The following is a 25,569-nucleotide window of genomic DNA, read 5'->3' as shown; positions in this document are numbered from 1 at the left end:
ACAAAGGATTCCAGTTTAATTGAAATATCATTCAATCAGGCTATGTGGCAAAATAATATATCGAATCGAAGGGCAATGTTAAACGACTTTTAGCTAAATATGATGTACAAAAGCAAAATCGTTCTAGTATTAAAAAGCTCCTAGGTGAGCCAGATGGCTATTACTTATATGACGAGTTTCCCGCATATAGGCTTAAAGAAAAAGGAGATTGCGTTGTTGCTTTTCCAATCAATAGAAAAACTGGAAAAGTAAAAAGGGCTCTGATTGAGCCAGAAAATTGCCTAATACAAGGTAATTAGCCAAGCACTTAAACATTAAAGGTATAATTGGCTCGAGATCTGTTAGTTTAGGCTGACTTTATTTTGCGCTTAACTCAGCGTTAGGCGTTTAGACGAAATATTTACTTTTGGAGAGAATATTGAGTAACGAATGGGATGAGTATGCTGAAAACTGGGATGTAGATCCTAGTGTTGAACAGTATGCAAAAAATGCATTTTCAGAGCTCTTAGATAGCATTAATATTAATGGTCTAACCGTTCTAGATTTTGGCTGTGGTACAGGCGCCTTGACTCAGCTAATGAGTCCATCGGCTGAAAGTATCGTAGGGATAGATCCATCTTCTGAAATGATAAAGCTATTGGATAAAAAGGCACTAAATAATGTAACGTCTATCTGTGATTACCTATCTAGTGAATTGGTTCAAAATTTTCCTGAGCTAGAAAATAAATTTGATCTAATAGTCGCATCGTCTGTTTGCGGTTTTCTGCCTGATTATGAAATGACATTAAGTTTATTAAAATCTTTATTAAAAAAAGACGGTCTGTTTGTTCAATGGGATTGGCTTTCTGAGGATGATTCATCGGGTATGGGGTTGTCAGAGAAAAGAGTTAAACAAGCATTTTTGGCGAGTGGCTTTGTAAGCATTAAAGTGAATAGCCCTTTTATAATGAATAGTTCAAAAGGAAATATGCCTGTTTTAATGGCTATTGGTAAAAATGATTAATAAGGCAATAAGATCAAACAAAGACGGATTAATTGATGTCGCTTTATTCAACATTTGAGCGCTATTAGCCTGGTAAAAAATGATAATTATCTCGAGATTTCTAAATAAGACTGAAAAAGTGGAGTATTATTTTGCAATCGTACCAGACGATATGGATCGCCCGTTTATTTTAGGTGCCCAAAGTGCTGATCCTAAGCTGCCTTCAATTGCTCAGTGGGGCGCATCTTCAAGATTTGGACTTGATAATCTTGATACCATTGAAGGGAAACTATGGAAAAGTTGGCGCTCCACTTTAAAGATGCTAGGTGCCTCATGGGTAATACCAATTATGGAAGAGTCAGTAATAAAAAATGATGTAACTTATGCAGTTAATCAAATTATATCTAAATCGTAAATTTGCAATTAACAAAGTGTAGTTGTTGGGCTATTTTTCTCGTTGCACTCAAAAACCAGCCGCAAAACACAGTGTTGGTAATTTTTAATAAAGCCAACAACCCTTAAATAGTTAAACCCCTTAGCCAAACACTACTCTTTATTTAATCGATAAATCGTATTTTAAAATAAGGGCATCAATATAGCGGCTACGTAATGTGAGCTGCTTTTCGTGATCGGCGCCATGGCTAAGGGCTTTATTTAAAAGTTTCATGGCAGGGTGAATGCGGGTGCGCTCATCTTTATCTAAACTGGCTTTGCTGCGCAGTTCGGTTATATCGTCTACTAATAATCTGCCAATATCCACAGCTACAATTTCATCAATTAAGCCATTTTGGGTGAGCACGCCATATTTGCTGCATAAAAATTGTTGCCATACTTGCTGTAAATGTTCTTCTATTTCACAGCCAAACAGTTCCTCGTTAAATATAAAGCCTTGCTGTGCAAGCTTAGCCAAACATTGGGTATAGTGCTGAGCAAACAAATTAAACGCCTGATTAGATGACTCAATTTTTTGCTTTATAACTCCTTGTCCCCAGTTTACGCAGCCACGGGGATAATAATCGTCGTATTCTTCACACTCATATAAGCCTGAGTAAGAGCTGCAACTCATCTGGTTTTTAATGCAATAACTTGGCTTAGGAAAAATACTTTGAGCTTGCCAATTTTCAAGAGTTTCATTGTCTATGTTGAGTGCTTGGCATAACTCACCAGTGTGATAAAAGTGAGTGCTTAAATAGTCAGATAAACGCATAGTGGCTCGCTTAATAGTAAAAAACAAATACTGTTTATTTATACAGTTGTTTATTTTGTATCATCAAACCCAATAACACAAGCCATTTTATAATTAAATACTGGCTATCACTGCAAATAGCGCGGTAAATATGGTACAAATAGGCCAAGTATTAATAACAATGATTTTTTTATGCGCACCCTAGAACAAATTAAACAAGCAAGCCTTATTACTGCAATTAAAACACCTTACTTAGCCAATGGTGAGATCGATCTTGCAAAGTATGATGAACTCGTTGAAATACAAATTGCATCGGGTGTTGACGGCATAGTTGTTGGTGGCACCACCGGTGAAGGCCAGTTAATGAACTGGGAAGAGCACTTAATGCTAATTGCGCACAGTGCCAATAAATTTGGTGATAAATTACTGATTGTAGGTAACACCGGAAGTAATAATACGCGCGAAGCAATTAAAGCAACAAAATATGGTTTTGCCAGCGGCATGCATGCCTCATTGCAAATTAACCCTTACTACGGGCGCACATCAATTGCCGGTGTTAAAGAGCACTTTAAACGCGTGCTTGATATTGGTCCGGCGTTTATTTACAACGTAGCAGGGCGCACAGGTCAAGACCTCACCCCTGATATTATTGAACCACTGGCCCAGCATGAGCACTTTATTGGTGTTAAAGAATGTGGTGGCAATGAGCGTATAGCGCACTATGAACAACAAGGTATTGCATGTTGGTCTGGGAATGATGACGAAGCACACGATGCACGCCATATCCATAAAGCACATGGTGTTATTTCAGTTACGTCTAACCTGATCCCAGGTTTGTTCCGCCAATTAATGGATACCAAAAATGATGCGCTTAATAATTCATTACAACCATTAATGAACTGGCTATTTTGCGAGCCAAACCCAATTGCCATTAATACCGCGATGATCATGACCGGCGCGGTGAACCCTGTGTTTAGAATGCCTTACGTACCGCTTAACGATGAGCAACAGCAACAAGGTGTAACGCTAATTAATCAGCTTAATGAGCAAGATTTTGTCGGTAGCCGAGCGCAGTGTGTGGATATTAGTAAGGTTTTGATTTTATCTTAAACTGTTAGACTATTTATTAAATACTAAATTTTCAAAGCAGCCTAATGTAAACACAGAGGCTGCTTTTTTATATCACTGCCAATAGTAGTTGAGTTTAAGCTGCCACATAGCTGAATTGGCATGTGTTACTGCTAATCTAATATCAATATCTTGGTTAATAGGCACTGCAAGTTCTAGTTTGGTTTGCGCAGGGTTTTTAGCATTTAAGAATGATTTTTCGTAGGATGCTCTGAGTTTAATACCTGAGTCAGTACCAGTAATGATCCCCACCTCTACCGACGAATCATAAAAGTGGCTGTTTTTAGCTAAATCACCCAAATAACCATTAATTAAGCTATAGGCTAAGGTGTTGTTGCTAAACTGCCAAGCTTGTCCGGCTCCTCCCATAACAAAGCTGCGTTTACAGGTTCTGCACAGTGCTGGTTGTCTGTCGAATCCCACATTGATTTTCCACGACCACTTAGATTCATTAGCCCAGGACAATTGGTTTGGATTGAATGACTCTAAATCTAATAAATGAATTTTATTTATGTAAGTTTCGCCATTTGTAAACATCAGCTCGGTATCTAACATTTCTAAATTAGAAAATGGAATGCGGGCAATATCAGAGGCAAGGGTATCAAAATAGCTCAGCCTAAAACCCATAGTGTACTGTGTTTGCTCAGCCGTGTGCATCGCAGAAATTGAGCTGTTAGAGGGCTTTTGGCCTTTATGTGGAGGCTGCTGGGTAAATTGAAATTTAACTTTGTTTTCGCCCATTGGCAGCTTTAAGCGCGCTTGGATTAGCGCATTTTTTAACTCACTTATTTTTACTGGGGTTTGTTTTTGAATTTGTTTCACTTGTACAAGTTCAAATAAAGCGCCAATAATGGCTTTTTGAGACTGTACTGGCAAAGCTAAAAATGATTTGCTTTTTAGTACTGCTGATTCTGCAAAGATTTGTTTGGCAAAGCTGAGCTCTTTTTCACTTAAAGATTGCACATATTTTGAAAATACAGTGTCACGTGAGGGTGTAAATGTGACTTTTTTAACCGCTGATTGCTCTTGGTAGGTGGCTGTGTTTAATCTTGAAAAGATAGTGGCTGGTATTACCCAAGGAGAGCTTTCGCTAGTTAGTTGATCGCCAATAACAAGTTCAATAATTTGTGCGAGATGAAACGCGCAGTTTTCATCGGCAAAGTAATAATCAAATTCAGTGCCTAAAATTTCCCATAAGTGGTTAGCAATAAAAGCCACGTCGCGCTCGTTTAGATTAAGGGTATATTCCCATAAATCTCTTAATTCTATCTCGCCGTAATTATGCTGGTGGCGATAAAACAATTGATCTGAAAAACCGGCTTTATAACCACCAAACAAGCCCTTGAGAATATAGACTAAGCCATTTTCATTGTCTGGAACATGTGCGCCATAGTTTATGCTGTAATCTAATAATTTGTTTTTTGATTCGGTTGAGCGATTAAGTTTAAGTAATAAATGACCATATAACGATGCGGGGTTACTCATATAACCAGAGGCAAATACTAAACTAACAGAGTGAATAGCTTGTTGCTCTCGCCATTGCTGTAATTTTGGGCACTCTGCAGCTGGCATTGAAAAGGTTAAACCTTGCTCTTTGAGCCATTGATAACGAGCAGGGTAGCGACATTGTGTTAATGGCTGGTTATTAAAAGCATGGATTGTTGCTTTTAATTCTGCAACCGGATCATTACGTCCGTTATCTGCAATAAAAAAGGATGCGTTAGTAATATAACTAATAGTAGTTGGTTGATTTTTGTAATGCCCTAATTTCAACCATATTGGGTGTTTTGCTAAAACAGAGATAGATTGCGTGGCAGAACTTGAGAAAGAGGTGAATAAAAAAACGCTAATAAAATAAAATAAAGGTTTCATTGTTTAACCAAAAAAAAGGGCTGTTAAGCCCTTTAATTATTAGATTGCAGCGCATTGAGATGAAAAGTTAGTGGTAATTTTACCTTCAACTAATTCATAAAATGCTTGTGCATTGTCTATTGGTGCGTTTGCGTAATCGCTGCGTACCGAATTGATAATTTGTTGATGAGCAGTTACATCACAACCACGTACATTAAGCATTGCAGAGATATACTCGCCTTCACCCTGTGCTATTTCTTGTTCTAATACAGGAAAAGTTTGTTGAATAAACTGCGCTGTTTTTACGTTAGCGCCTTCACAGCTCTCTACTGAAGAAATGTTAGACGATACCGCTGTTGTTCCTAAATCCCAAATAATATTAGAAATTGCTGCCGCAACGCCATTGTCTGGGAAAACCATTGCACCAATACCACATTGTTGCCATGGGTTGATGCCACTTTTTGCTTGTGACGGCATTGAAACGAATGCGCTTACTAATACCGCAGCAGTTAAACATCTTTTTATCATTATTAATTTCCTTTAATTTATATACACCCCACAAAACGGGCGAAGAAGTTTACCTGTTTTGGTTATTTAAATGCAAATAGTTATGTAACACAATGTAAAACAACGGTGTAAAATTTATAAAAGTGCAATAAAGGCGTGAATTAACGGGAATAAACCTTGCGAGTTAAAACCATTTAGCTAACTTAAACAACAGCTGATAATCGCTAATTATCCTGCATTTTATAAATTAGCGGTTTCTGGTGTTTAAAACTAACTGTTTAAGCGATTTTACTGTATAATTTGCGACCCTTGATAATGTGGCCGCAGGTTATACAGCAATGAATTTTAAATCTTTTAGTTTTGCCCCTGAACTTATTCAGGCGTTAGACGAACTTAATTACCACACCCTTACGCCCATTCAGCGCTCAGCTATTCCGGCTGTTCGTAAAGGTAAAGACGTTTTAGCAAGTGCACAAACCGGTACAGGTAAAACCGCTGCATTTGCACTCCCTATTATTCAAAAGTTATTTGAGTCAGATTGCAGCACTACGAATGCGCCAAGCGCCTTAGTCCTTGCGCCTACGCGTGAGCTTGCAGAGCAAATAGCGAATAACTTTAAAGACTTTGCTAAGTACACTCAGTTAAAAGTAGTGAGCTTATTTGGTGGTGTTAATACCGCAGGACAAGAAATTGCACTCAAAGAAGGTGTTGATGTTGTAGTAGCAACACCAGGACGTTTACTTGATCATATTCGTTTAGGTAACTTAAGCCTTGCTCAAGTAAAACATTTAGTACTTGATGAAGCTGACCGTATGCTTGATATGGGCTTTATTAATGATATGCAAAGCGTAATAAAAAGCTGTGCAGATGAGCGTCAAATTTTATTGTTTTCAGCTACCTTCCCAGCAGCAATTAAACAGTTCGCCTCTAAAGTGTTAAAGCAGCCTGAAATTGTTCGTGTTGATCAAACTAACAGCACCGCAAGTACAGTACAACACGTGGTTTACCCAGTAGAGGAGCGCCGTAAGCAAGAGTTGCTTTCTGAGCTGATTGGTAAGAAAAACTGGCAGCAAGTGCTAGTGTTTGTAAACATGAAAGAAACCGCAGATGAGTTAGTAACTGAACTTAACTTAGACGGTATTCCAGCGGCAGTATGTCATGGCGATAAATCGCAAGGTAATCGTCGTCGTGCGTTGCGTGAATTTAAAGAAGGCAAAGTACGCGTGCTAGTTGCAACAGAAGTAGCGGCCCGTGGTATTGATATTGACGGTTTACCGCGTGTTATTAATATTGATTTACCTTGGCTTGCTGAAGATTACGTACACCGTATTGGCCGAACTGGTCGTGCTGGTAACCAAGGACAAGCAATTTCGTTTGTGAGTCGCGAAGAAGAAAACATGTTGTTTGAAATTGAAACCTTAATTGGTCAAAAAATTAAACGTGTTTACTTAGAAGGTTACGAAGTAAGTAATCGTGAAGTACTGATTGATAAAATTGGTAAAAAGCCAGCGCATTTACGCCGCACCCGTGCTAATAAGCCATCAGGCCAGGCTACCGGTGAAGCGAGAGCGAAAAACCGCTCGCGAATTTCTAATGTACGTAAAAGCTTAAAAGGCGAAAAGCTGTCACTTAAAAAGTAAGACAGCTAAGCCATTAAAAAAACCTGAGTTTACTCAGGTTTTTTTGTGCCGGAAAGAGTAGTTTAGTTGTGCTTTTCTAACATCGATAATGCAACTGCTTCGGCCGCTTTAATACCATCAATACCCGCTGATAAAATACCGCCTGCATAACCTGCACCTTCACCTGCAGGGTAAAGCCCTTTAGTATTAATGCTTTGGAAGGTTTTATCGCGCTTGATACTGATAGGTGAAGACGTACGTGTTTCTACACCCGTGAGTAAGCCATCATTGGTTGAAAAGCCACGAATTTGTTTGTTAAAGGCAGGAATTGCTTCACGTAGCGCTTCAATGGCAAACGCTGGCAGTACTTTGCTTAAATCAGTCAGTTTTATACCTGGCGTATACGAAGGCTGTACATCCCCTAAATTAGCCGACGATTTACCCTTTAAAAAGTCGCCAATCAGCTGTGCTGGGGCATCATAATTTTTACCACCAAGCTCATAGGCTTGCTCTTCTAGCTTACGCTGTAAATCGATACCAGCTAGAGGATGGCCTGGAAAATCTTTTTCTGGCGAAATACCCACAACAATAGCACTGTTCGCATTTCGCTCACTACGAGAATATTGGCTCATACCGTTAGTAACCACGCGGCCTTCTTCAGAGGCAGCGGCAACTACAGTGCCGCCAGGGCACATACAAAAACTGTATACGGTTCGGCCATTATTACAATGGTGTACCAATTTGTAATCGGCAGAGCCCAAAATAGGGTTACCCGCGTTATCGCCAAAGCGGCATTCATCAATCATTGATTGTTTATGTTCTATTCTAAAGCCTACTGAAAAGGGTTTTGCCTCAACATAAATGCCTTTATCGTGGATCATTTTAAACGTATCACGGGCACTGTGACCAACTGCTAATACCACGTGGCGAGTTTCAAGCTTTTCACCATTAGAAAGTGTAAGCCCAGTAACTTGGCCGTTGTCTAAATGGATATCGTCAACGCGGGTGCTAAAACGAATTTCGCCACCGAGTTCAATAATACGGGCACGCATTTTTTCAATCATGGTTACTAGTTTAAACGTACCAATGTGCGGCTTACTAACGTATAAAATTTCTTCAGGAGCGCCGGCCTCTACAAACTCAGTAATTACTTTACGGCCATAATGTTTTGGATCTTTTACTTGGCTGTAGAGCTTACCGTCTGAGAACGTGCCTGCACCACCTTCACCAAACTGAACGTTTGATTCGGTATTAAGCGCCTTTTTACGCCAAAAGCCAAAGGTGTCTTTGGTGCGTTCACGTACTTCTTTGCCACGCTCTAAAATTATTGGCTTAAAGCCCATTTGTGCCAGCACTAAACCGGCAAATAAACCACATGGGCCAAAGCCAATTACTACAGGGCGCTCTTTAATGCTGCTATTAGCGTGTGCTACAAATTTGTAGTTGGTGTCAGGGGAGACTTTAACGTGTTGATCTTTTTCAAACGAGGCTAACAGTTCTGCTTCGTTATCTACCTCAACATCAAGCGTATAAATAAGTAAAATGGCGCTTTTTTTACGTGCATCGTAACCGCGTTTAAACACATTGTAGCTGTGTAGCTGCTCTGGACTTATATTTAATTTATTGATGATGGCTTGGCCAATAGCATTTTCGTCATGGTCAAGCGGCAGCTTTATTTCGGTTAAACGTATCATTAATATCTCTTTTGGTGTCATAGCGGAAAGTAAATACCGCTCACAATAAGGGGAGTGCACAAAGCGCTAATTTATAAGCGCCATATATTACGTTAAATTGTTCGCTTTTGGCACATATTTATTGTGTTTTGGTAAGGGTTGGGTATGATCCGCAGCTGGTAAAGTTAAATATTAGGTATTAAACCACTATGGCGTTTGTAGTCACCGAAAACTGTATAAAATGTAAGTACACTGATTGCGTATCGGTGTGCCCTGCAGATGCATTTTTTGAAGGCCCTAATTTTTTGGCTATTAGCCCGGTAGATTGTATTGACTGTGGTTTATGTGTCCCTGAGTGTGCTGCCGATGCTATTTATCAAGAAGATGAATTACCTGAATCGCAAAAAGAGTTCACCCAGCTTAATGCAGAATTGGCAGAAATATGGCCACGTATAACGCAAGTTAAACCCGCCCCAGAAGATGCCGATAGCTGGAATGGTGTGGCTAATAAATTAAAACTTCTCGACACATAACTACTTCCCAACACTTATTATTAGTTTTTTGTTAATTTTATTACAAATATTAACGCGCAAGTATTAACAAACATATCTGTATAATTTACACTCCAGACCAAAGTTTACTTTTAACAAGTAAATAAACCTAAATGGATGTTTATGCAGTACTTTATACCTACAAAAATAATAAAATTGCTGTTGTTGACCAGCTTCAGCTTTGTTTTAACTCTCAGCCCCAATGCACTTGCCGATAAGCTTAATTATCAACTTGCACACATTAATAAAAACATTGATGTGGATGGCGTGCTTAACGAGCCGCATTGGCAACAAGCAACCCGCGTTGCGGTAAACTATCAAGATGAGCCGAATGAAAAAGGCACGCCACCGGTAAAAACCGATGCGTATATTTATGACGATGGTCATAATTTGTATGTAGCTTTTGTAGCTTATGACACCGATCCGAGTAAAATTCGTGCAGCGCTTCGTGATAGAGACACGCTTTGGCAGGATGACAATGTTGGTTTGGTAATTGATACCTTTAACGATGAGCGTACTGGCTATGAGTTTTATGTAAACCCACTGGGTGCTCAAGGCGACATTCGCATGACGGATACCGACGAGTGGGTGTCAGATTTATCCTGGGATGCTATTTGGGATAGTGCCGGTACCATAAACGAGCAAGGTTACGTGGTTGAAATGCGTATCCCGTTTAAAGCACTGCGCTTTGCACAAAACCAAGCCGACTCTACTTGGGGCTTTTCGATGATGCGCAACTATCAGCGTGATGTGTTGTATCAATTATCAAGTACCGGCTTTGACCGTGATATTAAATGTAGTTTATGTCAGTTTGACAAAATAACTGGATTTAATAATTTAGCACCGAGCAAAAATCTGCAATTAACGCCAACCTTAACCGCATTAAGAAACGATCAAAAAACACAGGTACCTGGCGAATGGGATAACGGCGATGTAGATACAGAAGTAGGGCTCGATCTGCGTTGGGGTATTACTAAAGATGCAGTAATTAATGCCACCATAAACCCTGACTTTTCTCAGGTAGAAACCGATTCGTTAGAGCTGGATGTAAACACCACATATTCTATTTATTACGCTGAAAAACGCCCGTTTTTCTTAGATGGCGCGTCTTACTTTAAAAGTAATTTATTTGAACTGCTCTATACCCGCACCATAGCTGAGCCTAATATTGGCGCCAAGCTCACCGGTAAAACCGACAGCCATAGCTATGCGCTAATGTTTGCAGATGACGACAACAGTAATGTTTTACTGCCTAGTAACCAAGGGTCTGGTTTTGCCAGCCTAAATGATAAAACCAAGGCAGCGGTGGCGCGATACCAATATGATATTGGCCAACAAGGGACCATAGGAGTAACCACCACACATAGAGAAAGTAGCGACTACCATAATACGGTGTTATCGGTTGATGGTAGCTATTGGTTTAATCAGTCAGATACACTTAATTATCAAATAGCCAATGCTGATACCAACAACTCTAAATTTTTAGTTGATAACTACAATTTAGCAGAGTCTCAGTCTGATATGGCGTATGCATTAAAGCTGACTCGCGATAAGCGCGATTATAAGCTTTATGCAACGTATGACAATATTGGTGAGGATTACCGCACCGATTTAGGTTATCAAGAAAAAGTAGACTACGAAAAAGTAGGTTTTGGTGGCGGTCAAACTTGGTATGGTGATGAACATGACATGCTAACAACATGGTCATACACCGCCGATTGGGATAAAAGCTGGGCTCAAAATGGCGACTTGCTTGAAGAAGAATATGAAGGTTACATGACCTTTCAAGGTCAAAAGCAGTCTGTATTTGAGCTTGGTTTGTTAAATCGCTATGAAAACTATAATGGCAATTTTTATAACCAAAATATTGGTTATTTTTATACGGCTTTTAGGCCGACTAAAGATTTGAGATTATCGTTATACGTCGAATACGCAAGCCGTATAGATTATACCAATGAGCAGTTAGGTGATGTTTTAACTACACAATCACAGGCTGTTTGGGATATTAATAATCACTGGCAGTTAGATGTTAGACATAATTATAGTCATTTAGATGATTACCAAGGGCGACGCGTATTTACCGCAAACCTTGTAGATTTTAGGCTTTATTATAAGTTTAGTATGCGCGCTATGCTTAAGCTGATTTTACAGTTTGAAGATATAGACAGAAATGAAGATGCTTACTTTTACCAGGTAAGCGAAATCAACAAAGATTATGGTAGTCAGCTGGTTTACTCATATAAAATTAACGCACAAACGTTATTTTACTTAGGGTATTCAGATAAAGGTTATCAGGATGACTCGTTAAAAAGCATTGAGCGTGACCAACGTACTTTCTTTACTAAAGTCAGTTATGCGTGGCAGTTATAACGCTATAAATACTATAAAAGCAAGATTTTGCTAGGCAATAAAAAACACGCTACTGGGTAGCGTGTTTTTTTATAGAAAGCAAAAGCTAACTATTACAAGTCAAAAGTACGTGAGATAGCAAGTACAATTCGCTCATCTGCGTAATCGTAGTCTAAGCTGGTATTCTCAGCTGCTACTTCAATACCAAACCCTTCATAGCTTGTTTGGTACGCTAAGCGGTAATGATGATACGATTTATCGCCCTTAGCTTCATCCCACTGAAATTTATTGCCATCGAGTGAGTTTGAGATATCAAAGCTAGCACGAATTGCATGATTTGGAGCAATCTCGAAAGTGTGCGCAATCATCGAAATCACATGGCCTGTATCGTAGCCAAAGTAATCCCAGCTGTACCAAAAGTTAAGCTCTGTTTGACCGTAGTCACTGGCATAACCAAATTTAGTATACGCTTCTGCGTAGTTACCATCGCTGTTATTACCTTGGTAAGTGTAATAAGCAATACCGTAATCAAGGCTTACTTGTTCGTTTAACTGAATGTATCGGCCTACATAAGCATCTAGTTCGAAGTCTGTGTCATCACCAAAATCTACATTTGATGCCCATACACCTGCATACACACCGTTATCGTACGCATAGTCAAGACTTGCTTGTAGCGCAGGGTCGTTATCTGTTTGAGTAACACCATTAAAGGTGTAATCAGAGGCAGCGGTAATCGTTGTTGACCAGTTAGCTGCTGCTGTTGTTGACAAAACCGTTAATGGTAAAGCGATAAAAAGTTGTTTTAATTTATTGTTCATGTGGTTTCCTAGCTGATAGTTTCTATTTTTGTGTAATCAATTTTATTCGCTTTAGGCGATCCTTCGATATTGCTGACTGTTTTAAATTTGCTGTAGGCAATAAAACCTAAGCAGATAAAGAATAAGCCAATAACTAAAGCACCAACCCATTGAATTTGCAAAAACTCAAGTTTAAATAACAGTGTCAATAATGATAAAGCGATAACGTTCATAGCAATATATTTAAACTTGCCTAAGCGTTTTACAGTTAAGTTTAAATTATCTGTGTATAAACGGATCAGTGAATCAAGCGAGTTTATAACAAACACGATACCTACAAACACCATGGCAAAGTTTTTGATGCCTGCAGTTGGAATACCCGCCTCGTGGTAGTGATATAACACACTAAACCAGATAGCGATTGGTATTGACGGGAAAATCAACATAGCGCCCAATACTTGGTATGTTTTTAAACCACCAACAAAACGCGATGTAAACTGACCAATCATGATGCTCCACGCAAACCACCAAAATAGATAAAACTCATGGTAATCATTCAGTGGCAATACAAATTCATTGATGTTGGCGAAGTAATTGCCAATTAAACCTATATTTTGAGTAAATGCAGAGAGTTCGCTATCGCCAAATAAGAAGGCATCAGCCCACATAAAACCAATTAATGCGATAAACAACCAAGTAGTGGCAATGCTTAAAAAGCGTACGTATTTAATATCGGTACTTGAATACACCGCAAAACAAATAGCGGCAAGTACAATTAAGTAAAATGCTGGAATAACACTTGAACCATCACCAAGTTCTGGTATATACCACGGTAGATTGCTTAGCAGTAAGTATGCGGTAAACGCACAAGTACCAATAATGACCACGTTGTTTAAAAATTTAACCCATGGAATTTCAAAAAACTTCACTTTGGGCTCTATTACACAGAAATAAAAGCACGTAAGAAAATAAAATCCCCAAATTAAAAATCCCCAATAACCAAACTCAATAGAGAGCGGGTTGGCAAATGCATATTCTGGGCTTGCTTTTATGTCTGCATAACCGGCAAATTCGGTTAAAGGAAACATAATAAGGCCAACGTCTAGGCCAGAGGTAAATAGGATTGCTATAAAGGTGAATGTTCTCACTGGTGTGACGCCTACTACGCGTACATTGCCCCATTTTATTAAAATAGTAACAATGGCAAGTAAGGTAAAAATAATGCCAGCATTAAGCCAAATAGTCATTATCGCCCTCCCAGAATGAATAAAAGTAACACATATATACTCCGTTTTTTATTGTGCTTGCATTAACACCGGCATAACCTATTTATGCTTGTGAGCCACTGCAAGGTACATAAAGGCACTCTTTAAGCATTTTGCTTACGAGAGAGGCCTTTATGACAGGCTAAATTAAAGGTTTTTATTTCGTTGTGTAGTTTGCCAATCAGTGGCATTCACAACATCAACTCCTGTATGAGCTAAGGGCTTATTTCCTAGAATAATATCCACGGCTTTTTCGGCCACCATAATCGTAGGGGCATTTAAATTACCGTTCGGTATGGTCGGAAAAATTGACGAATCAACCACACGTAAGCTTTGTATGCCATGCACTTGAGTGTTTGAGTTAACCACGGCCATATCATCTTCACCCATTTTACAAGAGCAAGAAGGGTGATAAGCACTTTCTACGGCTTGGCGAACAAAGGCATCAATTTGCTCATCAGTTTGAACTTGTTGCCCTGGTTGAATTTCTTCACCACGAAATTGGTTAAATGCTGGTTGTTCAATGATTTCGCGTGTTAAACGTACGCACGCTCTAAAGCCTTCAATATCGTCTTGATGCTCTAGGTAATTAAATACAATTTTAGGTGGCTGTGTTGGATCAGCTGATGCAATAGTGACACTGCCTCGGCTCTTAGGCTTGTTATGGCCTACATGCACTTGAAAACCATGCCCTGCAAAAGCACTACGACCATCGTAACGCATAGCGGCCGGTAAAAAGTGATACTGTATGTCAGGCCATTCAACACCTGGCTTTGAGCGAATAAAGGCACATGATTCAAAATGATTAGTTGAGCCTAAGCCTTTGCGAGTTAGTAGCCATTTTGCGCCAATTAAACCTTTAGAAAACAAGCCTAACTTACCGTTTAAAGTAATCGGTTGTTTACACTTATATTGAAAGTAAAACTCTAAATGATCTTGCAGGTTTTGGCCTACACCTGGTAAGTGATGTTTTACTTCAACGCCTGCTTTCTCAAGTGCTTGAGTATCACCAATACCTGAAAGCTGTAGTAGGTGTGGTGAACCAATAGAGCCTGCGCTTAAGATAACTTCTTTATTTGCTTTTGCAGTTTTAACCGCGCCATTAAGCTTGTATTCAACGCCGGTTGCTTTTTTACCATCTAAAATAACGCGCTGGGCAAGAGCACCTGTAACGATTGTTAAGTTGCTACGATGCTTAATAGGATCTAAATATTCTCGAGAGGCTGAGCTACGCACACCGTTTTTAACGGTCATGTGCATAGGGCCAAAACCTTCTTGCTGAGCACTATTGTAGTCATTTGTTGTTGAATAACCGGCCTCTGCACCCGCTTCAATAAATGCAGTGTATAACGGGTTCTCCATGTTATTGCCGTTATTAACACCTAGCGGACCTTTGCCACCACGATGGCTATTTTCACCTAGGTAAAAGCTTTCTGCTTTTTTAAAATACGGTAAACACGCTTGGTAATCCCAGCCGTTAGCACCGTGCTGTTGCCATTCATCAAAATCTTTAGCGTGGCCACGCACATACACCATGCCATTAATCGATGATGAGCCGCCAAGAACTTTACCGCGTGGGCAATGCATTTCACGGTTATCTAGATGTGGCTCTGGTTGCGTATGAAATTGCCACGCAAACTTATCTGTATTCATTGGAATAGAGAGTGCCGTTGGCATTTTTATAAAGATGCTTTTATCGCTGCCGCCGGTTTCAAGTAACAATACCTTGTTACTTGAATCTTCAGACAAGCGATTTGCTAACACACAGCCTGCTGAGCCCGCACCTACAATAATATAATCAAAAGAGTGGTTCATGATGATTCCTTAAAACGGGCTTTCTATGTCGGCCATGCCAACATAAATAGATTTAGTTTGTGTGTAATGATCTAGAGTCTCTATGCCATTTTCACGACCAATACCCGATTGCTTATAACCACCCACTGGCATCTCTGCTGGTGAGTTACCGTAAGCATTAATCCAACAAATACCGGCTTGCAGTTGATGAATTACGCGATGAGCGCGTTTAATGTCGCTGGTGAAAACGCCTGCAGCTAAACCTAAGTGAGTGCCATTAGCGCGGGCAATCACATCATCTTCATCATCAAAGACTAAAACGCTCATTACTGGGCCAAAAATCTCTTCTTTAACGATAGTCATTTCATCATTGCAATCAACAAACACAGTCGGCGCTACAAAATAGCCATTTGGCGCTGCTTCTGGAGAAAGCGTTGAACCACCTGTTAATAGTGTTGCGCCTTCTTCAAGACCTTTGTCGATGTAACTCATCACTAAATCTTGATGCTTTTTAGAAATAAGCGCGCCAAAGTTAGTGTTTAGATCTTGTGGGTCGCCGGCAATAATATTGTTTTCAGTGCGTGTTTTAAGTTCATCAATAAATTGTTGGTAAACATTTTTGTGTACGTAAATACGGGTACAGTTAGTGCAAATTTCACCTTGGGTATAAAAGTTACCTAGCATAGCGGCACTTACTGCTTGCTCTATATTGGCATCATCAAATACTAGTAATGGCGATTTACCACCGAGCTCCATAGTCACATCTTTTAATGTGCCTGCAGCACTGGCTACAACTTTTTTACCTGTACCTACTTCACCAGTAAACGATACTTTATCAATATCTTGATGTGCAGTAAGCCATTGACCTACTTCGCCCGCGCCTTGCACTACATTAAATACGCCAGCAGGAACGCCTGCTTCAATAAACACTTCGGCTAATTTAATTGCGCCAAGTGGTGTTTCTTCAGATGGCTTAAAAATAAATGCATTACCCGCTGCAAGAGCAGGACCTGACTTCCAACATGCAATTTGTAATGGGTAGTTCCATGCACCAATACCTGCACAAATACCTAGAGGTTCTTTGCGAGTATAATAAAAATCATCGCCAACCATTTGCTGTTGACCAACTTGTGCAGGGGCAAGGCCTGCGAAATATTCAATAACATCTGCGCCTGTTTCAATATCTACGCAGTTAGCTTCTTGCATTGGTTTACCAGTATCGAGAACTTCAACCAGGGCAAGCTCGTCATTGCGCTCGCGTAAAATAGCAACAGCGTTTAATAAAATACGGCTGCGCTCAATAGGGGTCATCGCTGACCAAACTTTAAAGCCTTGTTTTGCACTTTCTATCGCTGCGTTTTGAACATACTCATCAGCGACTTCAACGGCATAAATTACCTGGCCGGTTGCAGGGTTTACTACATCAAATGTTTCGCCGCTTTTATTCGCAAGGAATTGGCCGTTGATAAAGTTTTGATAAATAGGTGTAGTCACGTTAGGCTCCATATTGCTTGATAAGTGAATGCACGTAGTTTTTAGCCAGTGATTCACTGTGTTTAAACTGATTTTCGTCTGATTGGCTTAATACGGCACGAAGCCATAAGCCATCAATCATTGCTGCGGTTAATTCGGCCGCGAGTGTCGCTTGCGCCAAAGGCATTAATTGCTTAAATGAAACGGTTAAATTGCTCTGCAAGCGTTTGCTGTTTACTTTTTGTAAACGATGAAGTTCCTTATCGTGCATTGATTGCGCCCAAAAACTTAGCCACGTCCGAGTGGTATCTTTTCGTTGTTGTACTAGCGCAAAGTTTGATTCAACAATAAACATTAACCTTTGAGTTGCAGTGGTGTTTTCATCAACTTTATTAATTAAGTCGTCTTTCAAGTTCGAGAGTAAATAACGCACAGTTGCTTCAATTAGCCCCTGTTTCCCACCAAAGTAATGACTAATTATGCCTGATGACATTCCAGCATTTTTACTAATGCTATTAATTGTAGTCGCTTGAAGCCCTTTTTGAGCAACTGATTCTATAGTCGCGTCAATTAGCTGCTGACGCCTTACAGGTTCCATTCCAACTTTGGGCATAATTTTTATTAATTGAACGTTCAATAAAGATTAAGCTTAAGGTAATAGCTCTAACAATTCAAGGCTTGTGTAAATAGCAAGAGAGTAAAGTATGGATAAATGATTAACAAAATGAGTATTAAATGATGCAAAATTAACAACATAATGATTTATATAAAATCAATAAATAACAGTGGGTTATATTTGTTTTTTGTGTTTGCTTATATAGTGTAATTAATTGTTTACGAGGTAAGAGAAACTTTTAGTGATTTATTTGTTAGTGCGTTAACTATTAGAGTACTAATTGTATTTTTTACCAGCAGGGTAGTTATGTGAAGGTAAAACGAATATATCTGTTTTTCCGATGAAATACCGATTATAGAAAGGGAGATGGGAGGTAAATTAACCGAATGTTAACCTAAGAAGGGGTAAAGCAAGGTGCTGTTTAGGTTTCAACAACACCTTTAAATAGAAGGGGATAACGTCTTAAGCGATTGCCAATATAATCATCGGCCATGATCTGTTCACAAATTTCGTCGATGTTATCAGTAGCTTCAAACACCCAATCAAAACGTTCAATCGCGAGCAAAAAACCGCGCTTTAAGTGTGTTTGTTCGCGGTAATAAGCAAGGTTATTTTTTATCAGTTGCAGCTTTTCAGGTTCAGCTTTTAATTGCGCAATAACTTGGTGAATAAACTGTAAATTGCGTGAACCAGTTGGCCTATTTCGTCTATTTGTTGGTCGCATTACTCTTCGTTAGCTATGTTGTAGAGTTTCTTCAAAAAGTCGTCTTTGTGTTTGTCATGTTCATAATCTAAGTGATAGGTATTATGAAATCCAAAACGTAATAATACCCCACTACCTTGTAAGTAAACGGTATAGCCGTCAATATCAGAAAATGCAGTGACCCCCTGATAAAGCTTACCTTCTTCTGTGGTTTTACCACGTTGCTGGATACGTTCGTAAACCGCTAGAATCTGTTTGTTGTCGATTTCATTTTTCATTGTTTATACCTTTTATTTATTCTCTCATACGGGGTAGATATGCGGGTCGATCATCATAAAAACAATAGTCAAGAATGTGCGATATTGCTTTGTTATTTTCAATTTATAAATTATGCTCAAAGTTCACTTTATGTTGAGCTTTTACCATGATAGACAAAGCGTTACTTTTAAAAACTCGTGAATTATCCGACCAACTTATTGCACTGCAAACCCCCATTAGAATACTCGATGCAATTAATTGGGATAAACAGACTAAAGAAGAGTTTTTTAGGCAAAAATGTCAAAAAAATCCTCTGATAGATCGTGCCTATTACCAACAGCGCGATTTAGGATTTGTGCCTAGTGAGTTGCGCCAAGCATTTTCAACACTGCATCGTAATATTATTAATCAGTTGGGACAATTAAACCCAATAACCCAATATATGGGTAAAATGTGTGGTGAATATAAAACAGTGCTCAATATGCTGGAGCATCGAGGCACTGCCGAATTTCATGACTTGTCGGTAGAGCTATTTGGTCACCCAAAAGATCTTTTTCATGCTGGTGAGCCTTCTTTATCTGAGCTTGCTAATATGCTCGAGCAGCCATTAAAAAGTTTACTTGATGCGAACATTTTGCCTGAAGATCCTAAAAATATTGATGCCAGTGATGCGGTGCGGATTTTATCTGAACAAGTTAATGCCAGTATGCAAGGCATTAATGTTGAAGTAATGCTAAGTGACGGAATTGTCAGTGATGCCGCAGCAGGAGCTAACAATATAAAGCTTAATCAAGATGTTAAGTTTTCTCAGCGCGAATTAGATATTTTAGAGGTACACGAGGGCTGGATCCATGTAGGCACCACTCAAAATGGCTTAGCGCAACCTTATTTAACTTGTTTGAGTAAAGGCACGCCAAGCTCTACCGTTACCCAAGAAGGGCTTGCAGTACTGACCGAAATAATTACTCTTAAATCAACACCACGTCGCTTATCAAAATTAGTAAACCGTATTCAAGCGGTCACCAAAGTGATTGATGGTGCTGAGTTTGTAGATATATACCGAGATTATGTAGCACAAGGGTTATCAAAAGACGACAGCTACACCCTTGCACAGCGTGTATTTAGAGGTAGCACCGCAACCGGCTTACCGTTTACTAAAGACATTGCTTATATAAAAGGCTTTGTATTGGTTTATAACTTAATTCGGGTGGCGATACAGCTTGGCAGAATTGACCAATTACCGCTATTGCTGGTGGGTAAAATATCAATTGATGACTTTAGGTTAATATCGCAACTACATGATTTAGGTGTGATTGAAAACCCGCAATTTGTGCCGCCTCATTTTAAAGATTTAAGAGGACTTGCTACGTGGCTGAGCTTTGGTCGTTTTATTGGTAATTTGTCATTTGAACAATTAGAAAACGACTACAAGCCGTTGTTTTTATGATTTATAAGTGAGCTTTTTCTCAGAAACAAAAAAAGCCCAAAAATGGGCTTTTTTTAATTTAGCACAACACAGTTAACGTGCGTTGGTGCTCTCGAAAATTTTATCTGCAGAGGCTGCAACAAATCCAGTGTAAATTTCACCATCTGGTTTTGGATAACGAATAGCAAACTCGTAAAAACAGCTAGGAATGCGCATATCGCCATCGCAAAAGGTCACAGCGTATTCATCAGCTAATGTTGATGATTGCTCTAGTAGCACCTCTGGTGAGCCTTTTACTTCGCCTCCTGAGGTATTAAGTGCAAAACCTGCATCTTTAAGAGCTTGGTTTACATCATGGATGTTATCAAATTTAGCTAAGGTATTAATGTTCACAGTAAAATGATTTGCACGGTAACCCCACGCAGACATCCACGCTGCATATTCGCTCTCAGCTAATAACTTTTTGTATGTATCGGTGCTTACTTGCCAATGTGTGCCTGAATATAAAAAGTTATCGGCAGTCACAGCGCTTTCGTCAATTTGTGCAACCATATCAGTAACGATAGCTTGAAGCTCAGGCGAACATTTTTCAACTAATAATTCAGAAATAAACACTTTAGGCTGTGTCGGATCGCTATGTTCATAATGCTTGGCGTAGAGCTTTTTTGCTTCAAAGTGGTACTCACCACATTCTTTATAACCAATAGCTAAAAAGTGCGCAGCTAGTTTTTCAAGGCCTACTTTTTCTATGTTAAAAGTACGCAAAGCAATATGATCGTTAATAATGTCGTCTTTTTGCGTTGAGCCTAATAAGTCATGAATTTTATCAGCTGATGGCGTTACTGTTAGGTAGTTTTGCCATAAGTTATCAAATAATGTGTTTACATCAGTATGCATGGTAAATCCTTAAATTTTCTAAAATTGTTATTCAATTATTAAGCCCGGCGCGAGGGTTTGCGGTAAGTTAACTTTTTCTGACTCTACTGAGGCCACTGGGTATGCGCAGTAATCTGCAGCATAGTATGCACTGGCTCTGTGGTTACCACTGGCACCTATGCCACCAAATGGCGCTGCGCTTGATGCGCCTGTAATAGGGCGGTTCCAGTTAACAATACCGGCACGAATACGCTTTAAAAAGTGGCTGTAATCATCTTCGCTGTCTGCAAGTAAACCTGCAGATAAACCAAAGCTGGTGTTGTTCGCCTCTGCTATAGCGCTATCAAAGTCAGTGTAGCGGTATACTTTAATTAGCGGGCCAAAGTGTTCTTCATCAGCGATTTCATCGATATTAGTGACATCAATAATACCAGGGCTGACAAACCCAGTGCCTGGTTTTAATTGTTTAAGCTCAACGAGTACCTCAGCACCTTGTTTAACTAGGTCAGCTTGCGCTGCAACCATGCCTAAGGCGGCTTTTTCACTGATCATGGCACCCATAAATGGTTGTTCGGCTGCAAAGCTATCATCTACAAGAATATTTTTGGTTGCGCTGATCAGCTTTTCTAAAATCGCATCGCCATTGGCTGATTTTTCAATAAATAATCGACGTGAACAAGTACAACGCTGACCCGAAGTAATAAAGCCCGATTGAATAATATCGTGAACGGCGGCGCTCACATCAGCAACATCTTTAACCACCAGCGGATTGTTACCGCCCATTTCAAGCGCTAAGATTTTACCTGGATGGCCTGCAAATTGTTTATGTAATAAATGGCCTGTGTTTGAGCTACCAGTAAAAAATAAGCCATCGATATCTTGATGTGAGGCAAGTGCTTTACCTGTTTCTAGTTCACCTTGAACAAGGTTTATAACCCCAGCAGGTAAGCCTGCTTTTAGCCACAGCTCTAAAGTAAACTGCGCGACATGAGGAGTTAATTCAGATGGTTTAAACACCACGGTATTACCCGCTAATATAGCAGGGACTATATGACCATTGGGTAAGTGGCCTGGGAAGTTATACGGGCCAAAAATAGCCACTACACCATGTGGTTTATGGCGAATAAAGGCTTTTGCGCCAGGCATTGGGTTTTCGGTTGTGCCAGTACGTTCATTGTAAGCACGGATAGAAATAGCAACCTTGCCTGTCATCGCACCGACTTCTGTGCGTGTTTCCCATAATGGTTTACCTGTTTCACGAGCAATAATGCTAGCAAATTCTTCGCTGTGTTCTTTTAATTGGACAACGAAGTTTTCTAAAATGGTAATACGTTGTTCAATTGGCATATCGGCCCATTGAATTTGCGCAGCTCTTGCCGCTTCTATGGCACTACCAACTTGTTCGGGGCTGGCGCCATTACCTTGCCAAACAATTTCGCCATTACTTGGATTAACAGAATTAAAAGCAGGGCCTTGGCCTGCGTGCCATTGGTTATTAATTAGTTGTGTGTTCATAAATAGTGTTACAGGCGGAAAAATCGCGCTGCATCTCCTTGATTTAAATGAAGTGCATCAGCTACTTCTTGGCTGATAACTAAGGTGTGCTTTGCTTGATTATAATGAGCGTGTTTAGTGAACGTGGCTCTAAAGTCGCTAACTCCTTGATTACAAATAGCAAGGGTATCTGAGCTTTGCTCATTAATATGTTCAAGTTCACCAATGGTAATAGGGCAAACCTGTGAATCACGAATACTGCGAATATTACCGAGCTTTGCCTCTACCGTGGGGCCTGCGTCAAATAAATCAACGTAGCCACGATGTTCAAACCCTTCTTTTTCAAGTAACTTAAGTGCAGGCTTGGTTTTATCATGGACATGGCCAATCACCGCTTGTGCATTTTTACTTAGTAAGTTTACATAGATAGGGTATTTGGGCATAAGCTCGCTAATAAATACTTTATCGCCTAAGCCTACTAAGTGGTCGGCTTGTGGAAATTCAATACTAAAAAAGTGTTCTTGTAACCATTGCCAAAATGGAGAGTGCCCCTGGTCATCACTCACGCCACGCATTTCAGCAATTACAGTGTCGGCAAAGCGTTCACTATGCTGTGCCATAAATAAAAAGCGTGAACGTGATAAAAATCGACCTGTTAAGCCTTTTCTGCTGTCTTCACGTAAAAATAAAGTACATATTTCTGAGCAACCAGTGTAGTCATTACACATACTTAAAATATCAACGGTATTGTAAACGCCTAAAGTGGGTGAATGATGGACGGTTTTACCTAAATGGTAATGGTACAAAGGTACAGACAAGCCGACGGCTGCTTCAATGGCGGTAGTACCAATTACTTTGCCAGTGTCACTGTCTTCTAAAACAAATAAATAGCTTTCGTCGATAGGCTTATCAACGTTTTTAGTAAAGCTGTTTTGTGCACGGTCTATTTTTTCTTGTAGTTGCCCATCATCGACAGGTAAAGAGGTAAAACCATGGCCTGATTCAATGGCAATCTCTTTAAGTGCTGCAAAATCATTGACAGTAATAGGACGTAGTACTTGCATTAATTACTTGCTCCGATAAAGCCCTGAGGTAAACATTTATCTCAGGGCTTAATATGTTTTACTTAGTGATTAACCGTTTACAACTTCGCTCACTGCTTTTTCAAAGCGAGCTAAGCCTTCTTTAATATCTTCAAATGGGATCACTAATGAAGGCGTAAAGCGGATAACGTTCATTCCGGCGACTAAATTCATTAAACCGTTGTTAGCACTTGCGACTAAAAAGTCGCGAGCACGGCCTTCAAACTTCTCATTTAATACCGCACCAATCAGTAAGCCTTTACCGCGTACTTCACTAAATACATGGTATTTTTCGTTAATAGTATTTAGACCATCACGGAACATTTGCTCACGTTCTTTTACGCCATTTAAAACCGCAGGGGTATTTACTGTGTCAAAAGCCGCTTCTGCTACAGCACACGCTAATGGGTTACCACCGTAGGTAGAACCATGAGTGCCTATTTTTAGGTGAGCTGCAATGTCAGTAGTGGTGATCATCGCGCCAATTGGGAAACCGCCACCTAATGCTTTAGCCGTGGTTAAAATGTCAGGAATAACATCTAGGCCTTCGTATGCGTATAAGTGACCTGTACGGCCAACACCCGTTTGCACTTCATCAAAAATTAGCAGTGCGTTATGCTTAGTACACAGTTCACGTACTTTTTGTGCAAATTCATTGGTTGGTGGCACAATACCGCCTTCACCTTGTAATGGCTCCATCATTACCGCACAAGTATCATCACTAATTAAGGCTTCAAAAGCGGCAATATCATTGTAATCACAATGAACAATATCAGCAGGTTTTGGACCAAAACCATCAGAGTAAGCGGCTTGGCCACCCACTGTTACAGTGAAAAAAGTACGGCCATGAAAGCCTTTATTAAAAGCGATAATTTTAGATTTTTCAGCACCAAATTTATCCAGTGCAAAGCGACGCGCTAATTTTAAAGCCGCTTCGTTTGCTTCAGCTCCTGAGTTTGCAAAGTAAACTTTTTCAGCAAAGGTCGCATCAACCATTTTTTTAGCTAAGCGAAGTGCTGGCTCATTGGTCATTACATTTGCTAAGTGCCAAATTTTCTCGCCTTGCTCTTTAAGTGCGCCTACTAATGCAGGGTGGCAATGACCTAAACAATTAACCGCAATACCACCGGCAAAATCGATAAATTCGTTATTATTTTGATCCCACACGCGTGAGCCTTCACCACGAACCGGAATAACTGCAGATGGGTTGTAGTTAGGGACCATTACGTCGTTAAATAAATCTCTGGTTACTTGCATTTTTACACCTAAATTAATCACATAAAAAAATACGTTGCTGAAAAATAACGCTAAGCTCAGGCTTATTCAGCAATACAATGCGTTTTACTTGTTAAAAGTGTCATTATCAAAGGTTATGAATTAAATTTGCAGTGCTATTTTGTGAAAAATGATTAGAATAATGGTCAAATCAACGAAACTTATTAGCATTATGATAACTCCCCAAGATGAAAAGTTACTATCAGTATTAAAAATGAACGCTCGAGCGAGTATTTCTGATCTAGCTCGGCATTTAAATTTATCACGCTCAACAGTGCAAAGCCGTATGCTCAAGTTGGAGCAAAGTGGGGTAATTAAAGGGTATAGCGTTGACTTTGGTGATGATTTTTTAAATAGCTTGGTTTCTGCGCACGTCTCTATAAAGGTTATGCAGAAGCTAACGACAAAAACCAACGTAGAGTTAAAGCAAATAGATGCTATATCTCAGTTGTATGCAATTAGTGGTGAGTTTGATTTAATTGCCATTGTTGAGGCTCAAAACCTTGAGCAGTTGAGCCATTTACTTGACGATATAGGTAATCTCGATGGCGTAGAGCGTACTCGTTCATCGGTTATTTTAGAAACTAAATTTAAGCGTTAATTTGATTGTTTATCACCATTCAGTGAGTATTAATTATTTGCATTTAAGCCTACTTAATTGTAA

23 protein-coding genes are annotated in these 25,569 nt (G+C 39.6%); 8 read left to right on the top strand and 15 right to left on the bottom strand.

Annotated features, from left to right (window positions below; translation table 11 throughout):
- The first annotated feature begins 418 nt into the window (after nt 1–418).
- Both FLM54_RS17960 and FLM54_RS17955 read left to right on the top strand, forming a co-directional pair.
- Nucleotides 419–1,003 (top strand): class I SAM-dependent methyltransferase, encoded by a 585-nt coding sequence (locus FLM54_RS17960; protein ID WP_178957206.1) that lies wholly within the window; start codon nt 419–421, stop codon nt 1,001–1,003.
- Between the two features lie 118 nt (nt 1,004–1,121).
- Nucleotides 1,122–1,397 carry a hypothetical protein gene (locus FLM54_RS17955; protein ID WP_260681748.1) on the top strand — a complete coding sequence of 92 codons (276 nt, stop codon included), beginning with the start codon at nt 1,122–1,124 and terminating at the stop codon, nt 1,395–1,397.
- A 138-nt stretch (nt 1,398–1,535) separates the two neighbouring features.
- On the opposite strand, the gene FLM54_RS17950 is transcribed toward FLM54_RS17955, so the two are convergent.
- On the bottom strand, nt 1,536–2,189 hold the full coding sequence (locus FLM54_RS17950) for a DUF6058 family natural product biosynthesis protein (RefSeq protein WP_178957204.1): 654 nt from the start codon (nt 2,187–2,189) through the stop codon (nt 1,536–1,538).
- A 171-nt stretch (nt 2,190–2,360) separates the two neighbouring features.
- Between FLM54_RS17950 and dapA the strand changes: the two genes are divergently transcribed.
- Nucleotides 2,361–3,278 (top strand): 4-hydroxy-tetrahydrodipicolinate synthase, encoded by a 918-nt coding sequence (gene dapA, locus FLM54_RS17945; RefSeq protein WP_178957202.1) that lies wholly within the window; start codon nt 2,361–2,363, stop codon nt 3,276–3,278.
- Between the two features lie 72 nt (nt 3,279–3,350).
- Here dapA and FLM54_RS17940 read toward each other — a convergent pair whose 3' ends face one another.
- Nucleotides 3,351–5,168 (bottom strand): DUF4105 domain-containing protein, encoded by a 1,818-nt coding sequence (locus FLM54_RS17940; RefSeq protein ID WP_178957200.1) that lies wholly within the window; start codon nt 5,166–5,168, stop codon nt 3,351–3,353.
- A 39-nt stretch (nt 5,169–5,207) separates the two neighbouring features.
- Nucleotides 5,208–5,675: a DUF3015 family protein gene (locus FLM54_RS17935; protein ID WP_178957199.1), complete on the bottom strand. Its 468-nt coding sequence runs from the start codon at nt 5,673–5,675 to the stop codon at nt 5,208–5,210.
- 317 nt (nt 5,676–5,992) lie between these two features.
- Here FLM54_RS17935 and FLM54_RS17930 point away from each other — a divergent pair, with 317 nt between their 5' ends.
- Nucleotides 5,993–7,294 (top strand): DEAD/DEAH box helicase, encoded by a 1,302-nt coding sequence (locus FLM54_RS17930; RefSeq protein WP_028834771.1) that lies wholly within the window; start codon nt 5,993–5,995, stop codon nt 7,292–7,294.
- A gap of 62 nt (nt 7,295–7,356) precedes the next feature.
- Here FLM54_RS17930 and FLM54_RS17925 read toward each other — a convergent pair whose 3' ends face one another.
- Nucleotides 7,357–8,967: an NAD(P)/FAD-dependent oxidoreductase gene (locus tag FLM54_RS17925; protein WP_178957197.1), complete on the bottom strand. Its 1,611-nt coding sequence runs from the start codon at nt 8,965–8,967 to the stop codon at nt 7,357–7,359.
- A 188-nt stretch (nt 8,968–9,155) separates the two neighbouring features.
- Between FLM54_RS17925 and fdxA the strand changes: the two genes are divergently transcribed.
- A complete protein-coding gene (gene fdxA / locus FLM54_RS17920; RefSeq protein ID WP_178957196.1) occupies nt 9,156–9,479 on the top strand; it encodes a ferredoxin FdxA in 324 nt (107 codons plus the stop codon).
- A gap of 141 nt (nt 9,480–9,620) precedes the next feature.
- Nucleotides 9,621–11,867, top strand: a complete 2,247-nt coding sequence (locus FLM54_RS17915) for a carbohydrate binding family 9 domain-containing protein (protein ID WP_178957195.1) — start codon at nt 9,621–9,623, stop codon at nt 11,865–11,867.
- 92 nt (nt 11,868–11,959) lie between these two features.
- Here the strand turns inward: FLM54_RS17915 and FLM54_RS17910 are convergent, their stop codons facing one another.
- The 7 genes from FLM54_RS17910 to FLM54_RS17880 form a co-directional block, all read right to left on the bottom strand.
- The gene (locus FLM54_RS17910) at nt 11,960–12,664 is read right to left on the bottom strand and encodes a TorF family putative porin (protein ID WP_138607893.1); all 705 of its coding nucleotides are present in this window, start codon (nt 12,662–12,664) and stop codon (nt 11,960–11,962) included.
- An 8-nt stretch (nt 12,665–12,672) separates the two neighbouring features.
- A complete protein-coding gene (locus tag FLM54_RS17905; RefSeq protein WP_178957193.1) occupies nt 12,673–13,890 on the bottom strand; it encodes a BCCT family transporter in 1,218 nt (405 codons plus the stop codon).
- Between the two features lie 165 nt (nt 13,891–14,055).
- Nucleotides 14,056–15,723: a choline dehydrogenase gene (gene betA, locus FLM54_RS17900; protein WP_178957192.1), complete on the bottom strand. Its 1,668-nt coding sequence runs from the start codon at nt 15,721–15,723 to the stop codon at nt 14,056–14,058.
- Between the two features lie 9 nt (nt 15,724–15,732).
- Nucleotides 15,733–17,196 (bottom strand): betaine-aldehyde dehydrogenase, encoded by a 1,464-nt coding sequence (gene betB / locus FLM54_RS17895; RefSeq protein ID WP_178957191.1) that lies wholly within the window; start codon nt 17,194–17,196, stop codon nt 15,733–15,735.
- A 1-nt stretch (nt 17,197) separates the two neighbouring features.
- Nucleotides 17,198–17,773, bottom strand: coding sequence for a transcriptional regulator BetI (gene betI, locus FLM54_RS17890; protein WP_138607901.1), 576 nt, complete (start codon nt 17,771–17,773; stop codon nt 17,198–17,200).
- Nucleotides 17,774–18,212: 439 nt separating this feature from the next.
- Nucleotides 18,213–18,515, bottom strand: coding sequence for a hypothetical protein (locus tag FLM54_RS17885; protein ID WP_138607903.1), 303 nt, complete (start codon nt 18,513–18,515; stop codon nt 18,213–18,215).
- Nucleotides 18,515–18,772 carry a DUF3081 domain-containing protein gene (locus FLM54_RS17880; RefSeq protein WP_138607905.1) on the bottom strand — a complete coding sequence of 86 codons (258 nt, stop codon included), beginning with the start codon at nt 18,770–18,772 and terminating at the stop codon, nt 18,515–18,517. The genes FLM54_RS17885 and FLM54_RS17880 overlap by 1 nt, the downstream gene beginning before the upstream one ends.
- Nucleotides 18,773–18,918: 146 nt before the next feature.
- Between FLM54_RS17880 and FLM54_RS17875 the strand changes: the two genes are divergently transcribed.
- Nucleotides 18,919–20,199 (top strand): flavohemoglobin expression-modulating QEGLA motif protein, encoded by a 1,281-nt coding sequence (locus FLM54_RS17875; RefSeq protein WP_178957190.1) that lies wholly within the window; start codon nt 18,919–18,921, stop codon nt 20,197–20,199.
- 72 nt (nt 20,200–20,271) lie between these two features.
- On the opposite strand, the gene FLM54_RS17870 is transcribed toward FLM54_RS17875, so the two are convergent.
- From FLM54_RS17870 to FLM54_RS17855, 4 genes are all read right to left on the bottom strand, one after another.
- Nucleotides 20,272–21,075: a DUF1338 domain-containing protein gene (locus tag FLM54_RS17870; protein ID WP_178957188.1), complete on the bottom strand. Its 804-nt coding sequence runs from the start codon at nt 21,073–21,075 to the stop codon at nt 20,272–20,274.
- Between the two features lie 27 nt (nt 21,076–21,102).
- Nucleotides 21,103–22,569, bottom strand: coding sequence for a succinylglutamate-semialdehyde dehydrogenase (astD, locus tag FLM54_RS17865; protein WP_178957186.1), 1,467 nt, complete (start codon nt 22,567–22,569; stop codon nt 21,103–21,105).
- Between the two features lie 8 nt (nt 22,570–22,577).
- On the bottom strand, nt 22,578–23,612 hold the full coding sequence (gene astA, locus FLM54_RS17860) for an arginine N-succinyltransferase (protein WP_178957176.1): 1,035 nt from the start codon (nt 23,610–23,612) through the stop codon (nt 22,578–22,580).
- Nucleotides 23,613–23,681: 69 nt separating this feature from the next.
- Nucleotides 23,682–24,887 carry an aspartate aminotransferase family protein gene (locus FLM54_RS17855; protein WP_178957175.1) on the bottom strand — a complete coding sequence of 402 codons (1,206 nt, stop codon included), beginning with the start codon at nt 24,885–24,887 and terminating at the stop codon, nt 23,682–23,684.
- 190 nt (nt 24,888–25,077) lie between these two features.
- On the opposite strand from FLM54_RS17855, the gene FLM54_RS17850 reads away from it, so the two are divergent.
- Nucleotides 25,078–25,506 (top strand): Lrp/AsnC family transcriptional regulator, encoded by a 429-nt coding sequence (locus FLM54_RS17850; RefSeq protein ID WP_138608036.1) that lies wholly within the window; start codon nt 25,078–25,080, stop codon nt 25,504–25,506.
- The last annotated feature ends 63 nt before the right edge of the window (nt 25,507–25,569 follow it).

This window comes from Pseudoalteromonas sp. Scap25, assembly GCF_013394125.1.
GTDB lineage: Bacteria > Pseudomonadota > Gammaproteobacteria > Enterobacterales > Alteromonadaceae > Pseudoalteromonas.
This window is presented reverse-complemented; position numbering and strand designations above follow the sequence as displayed.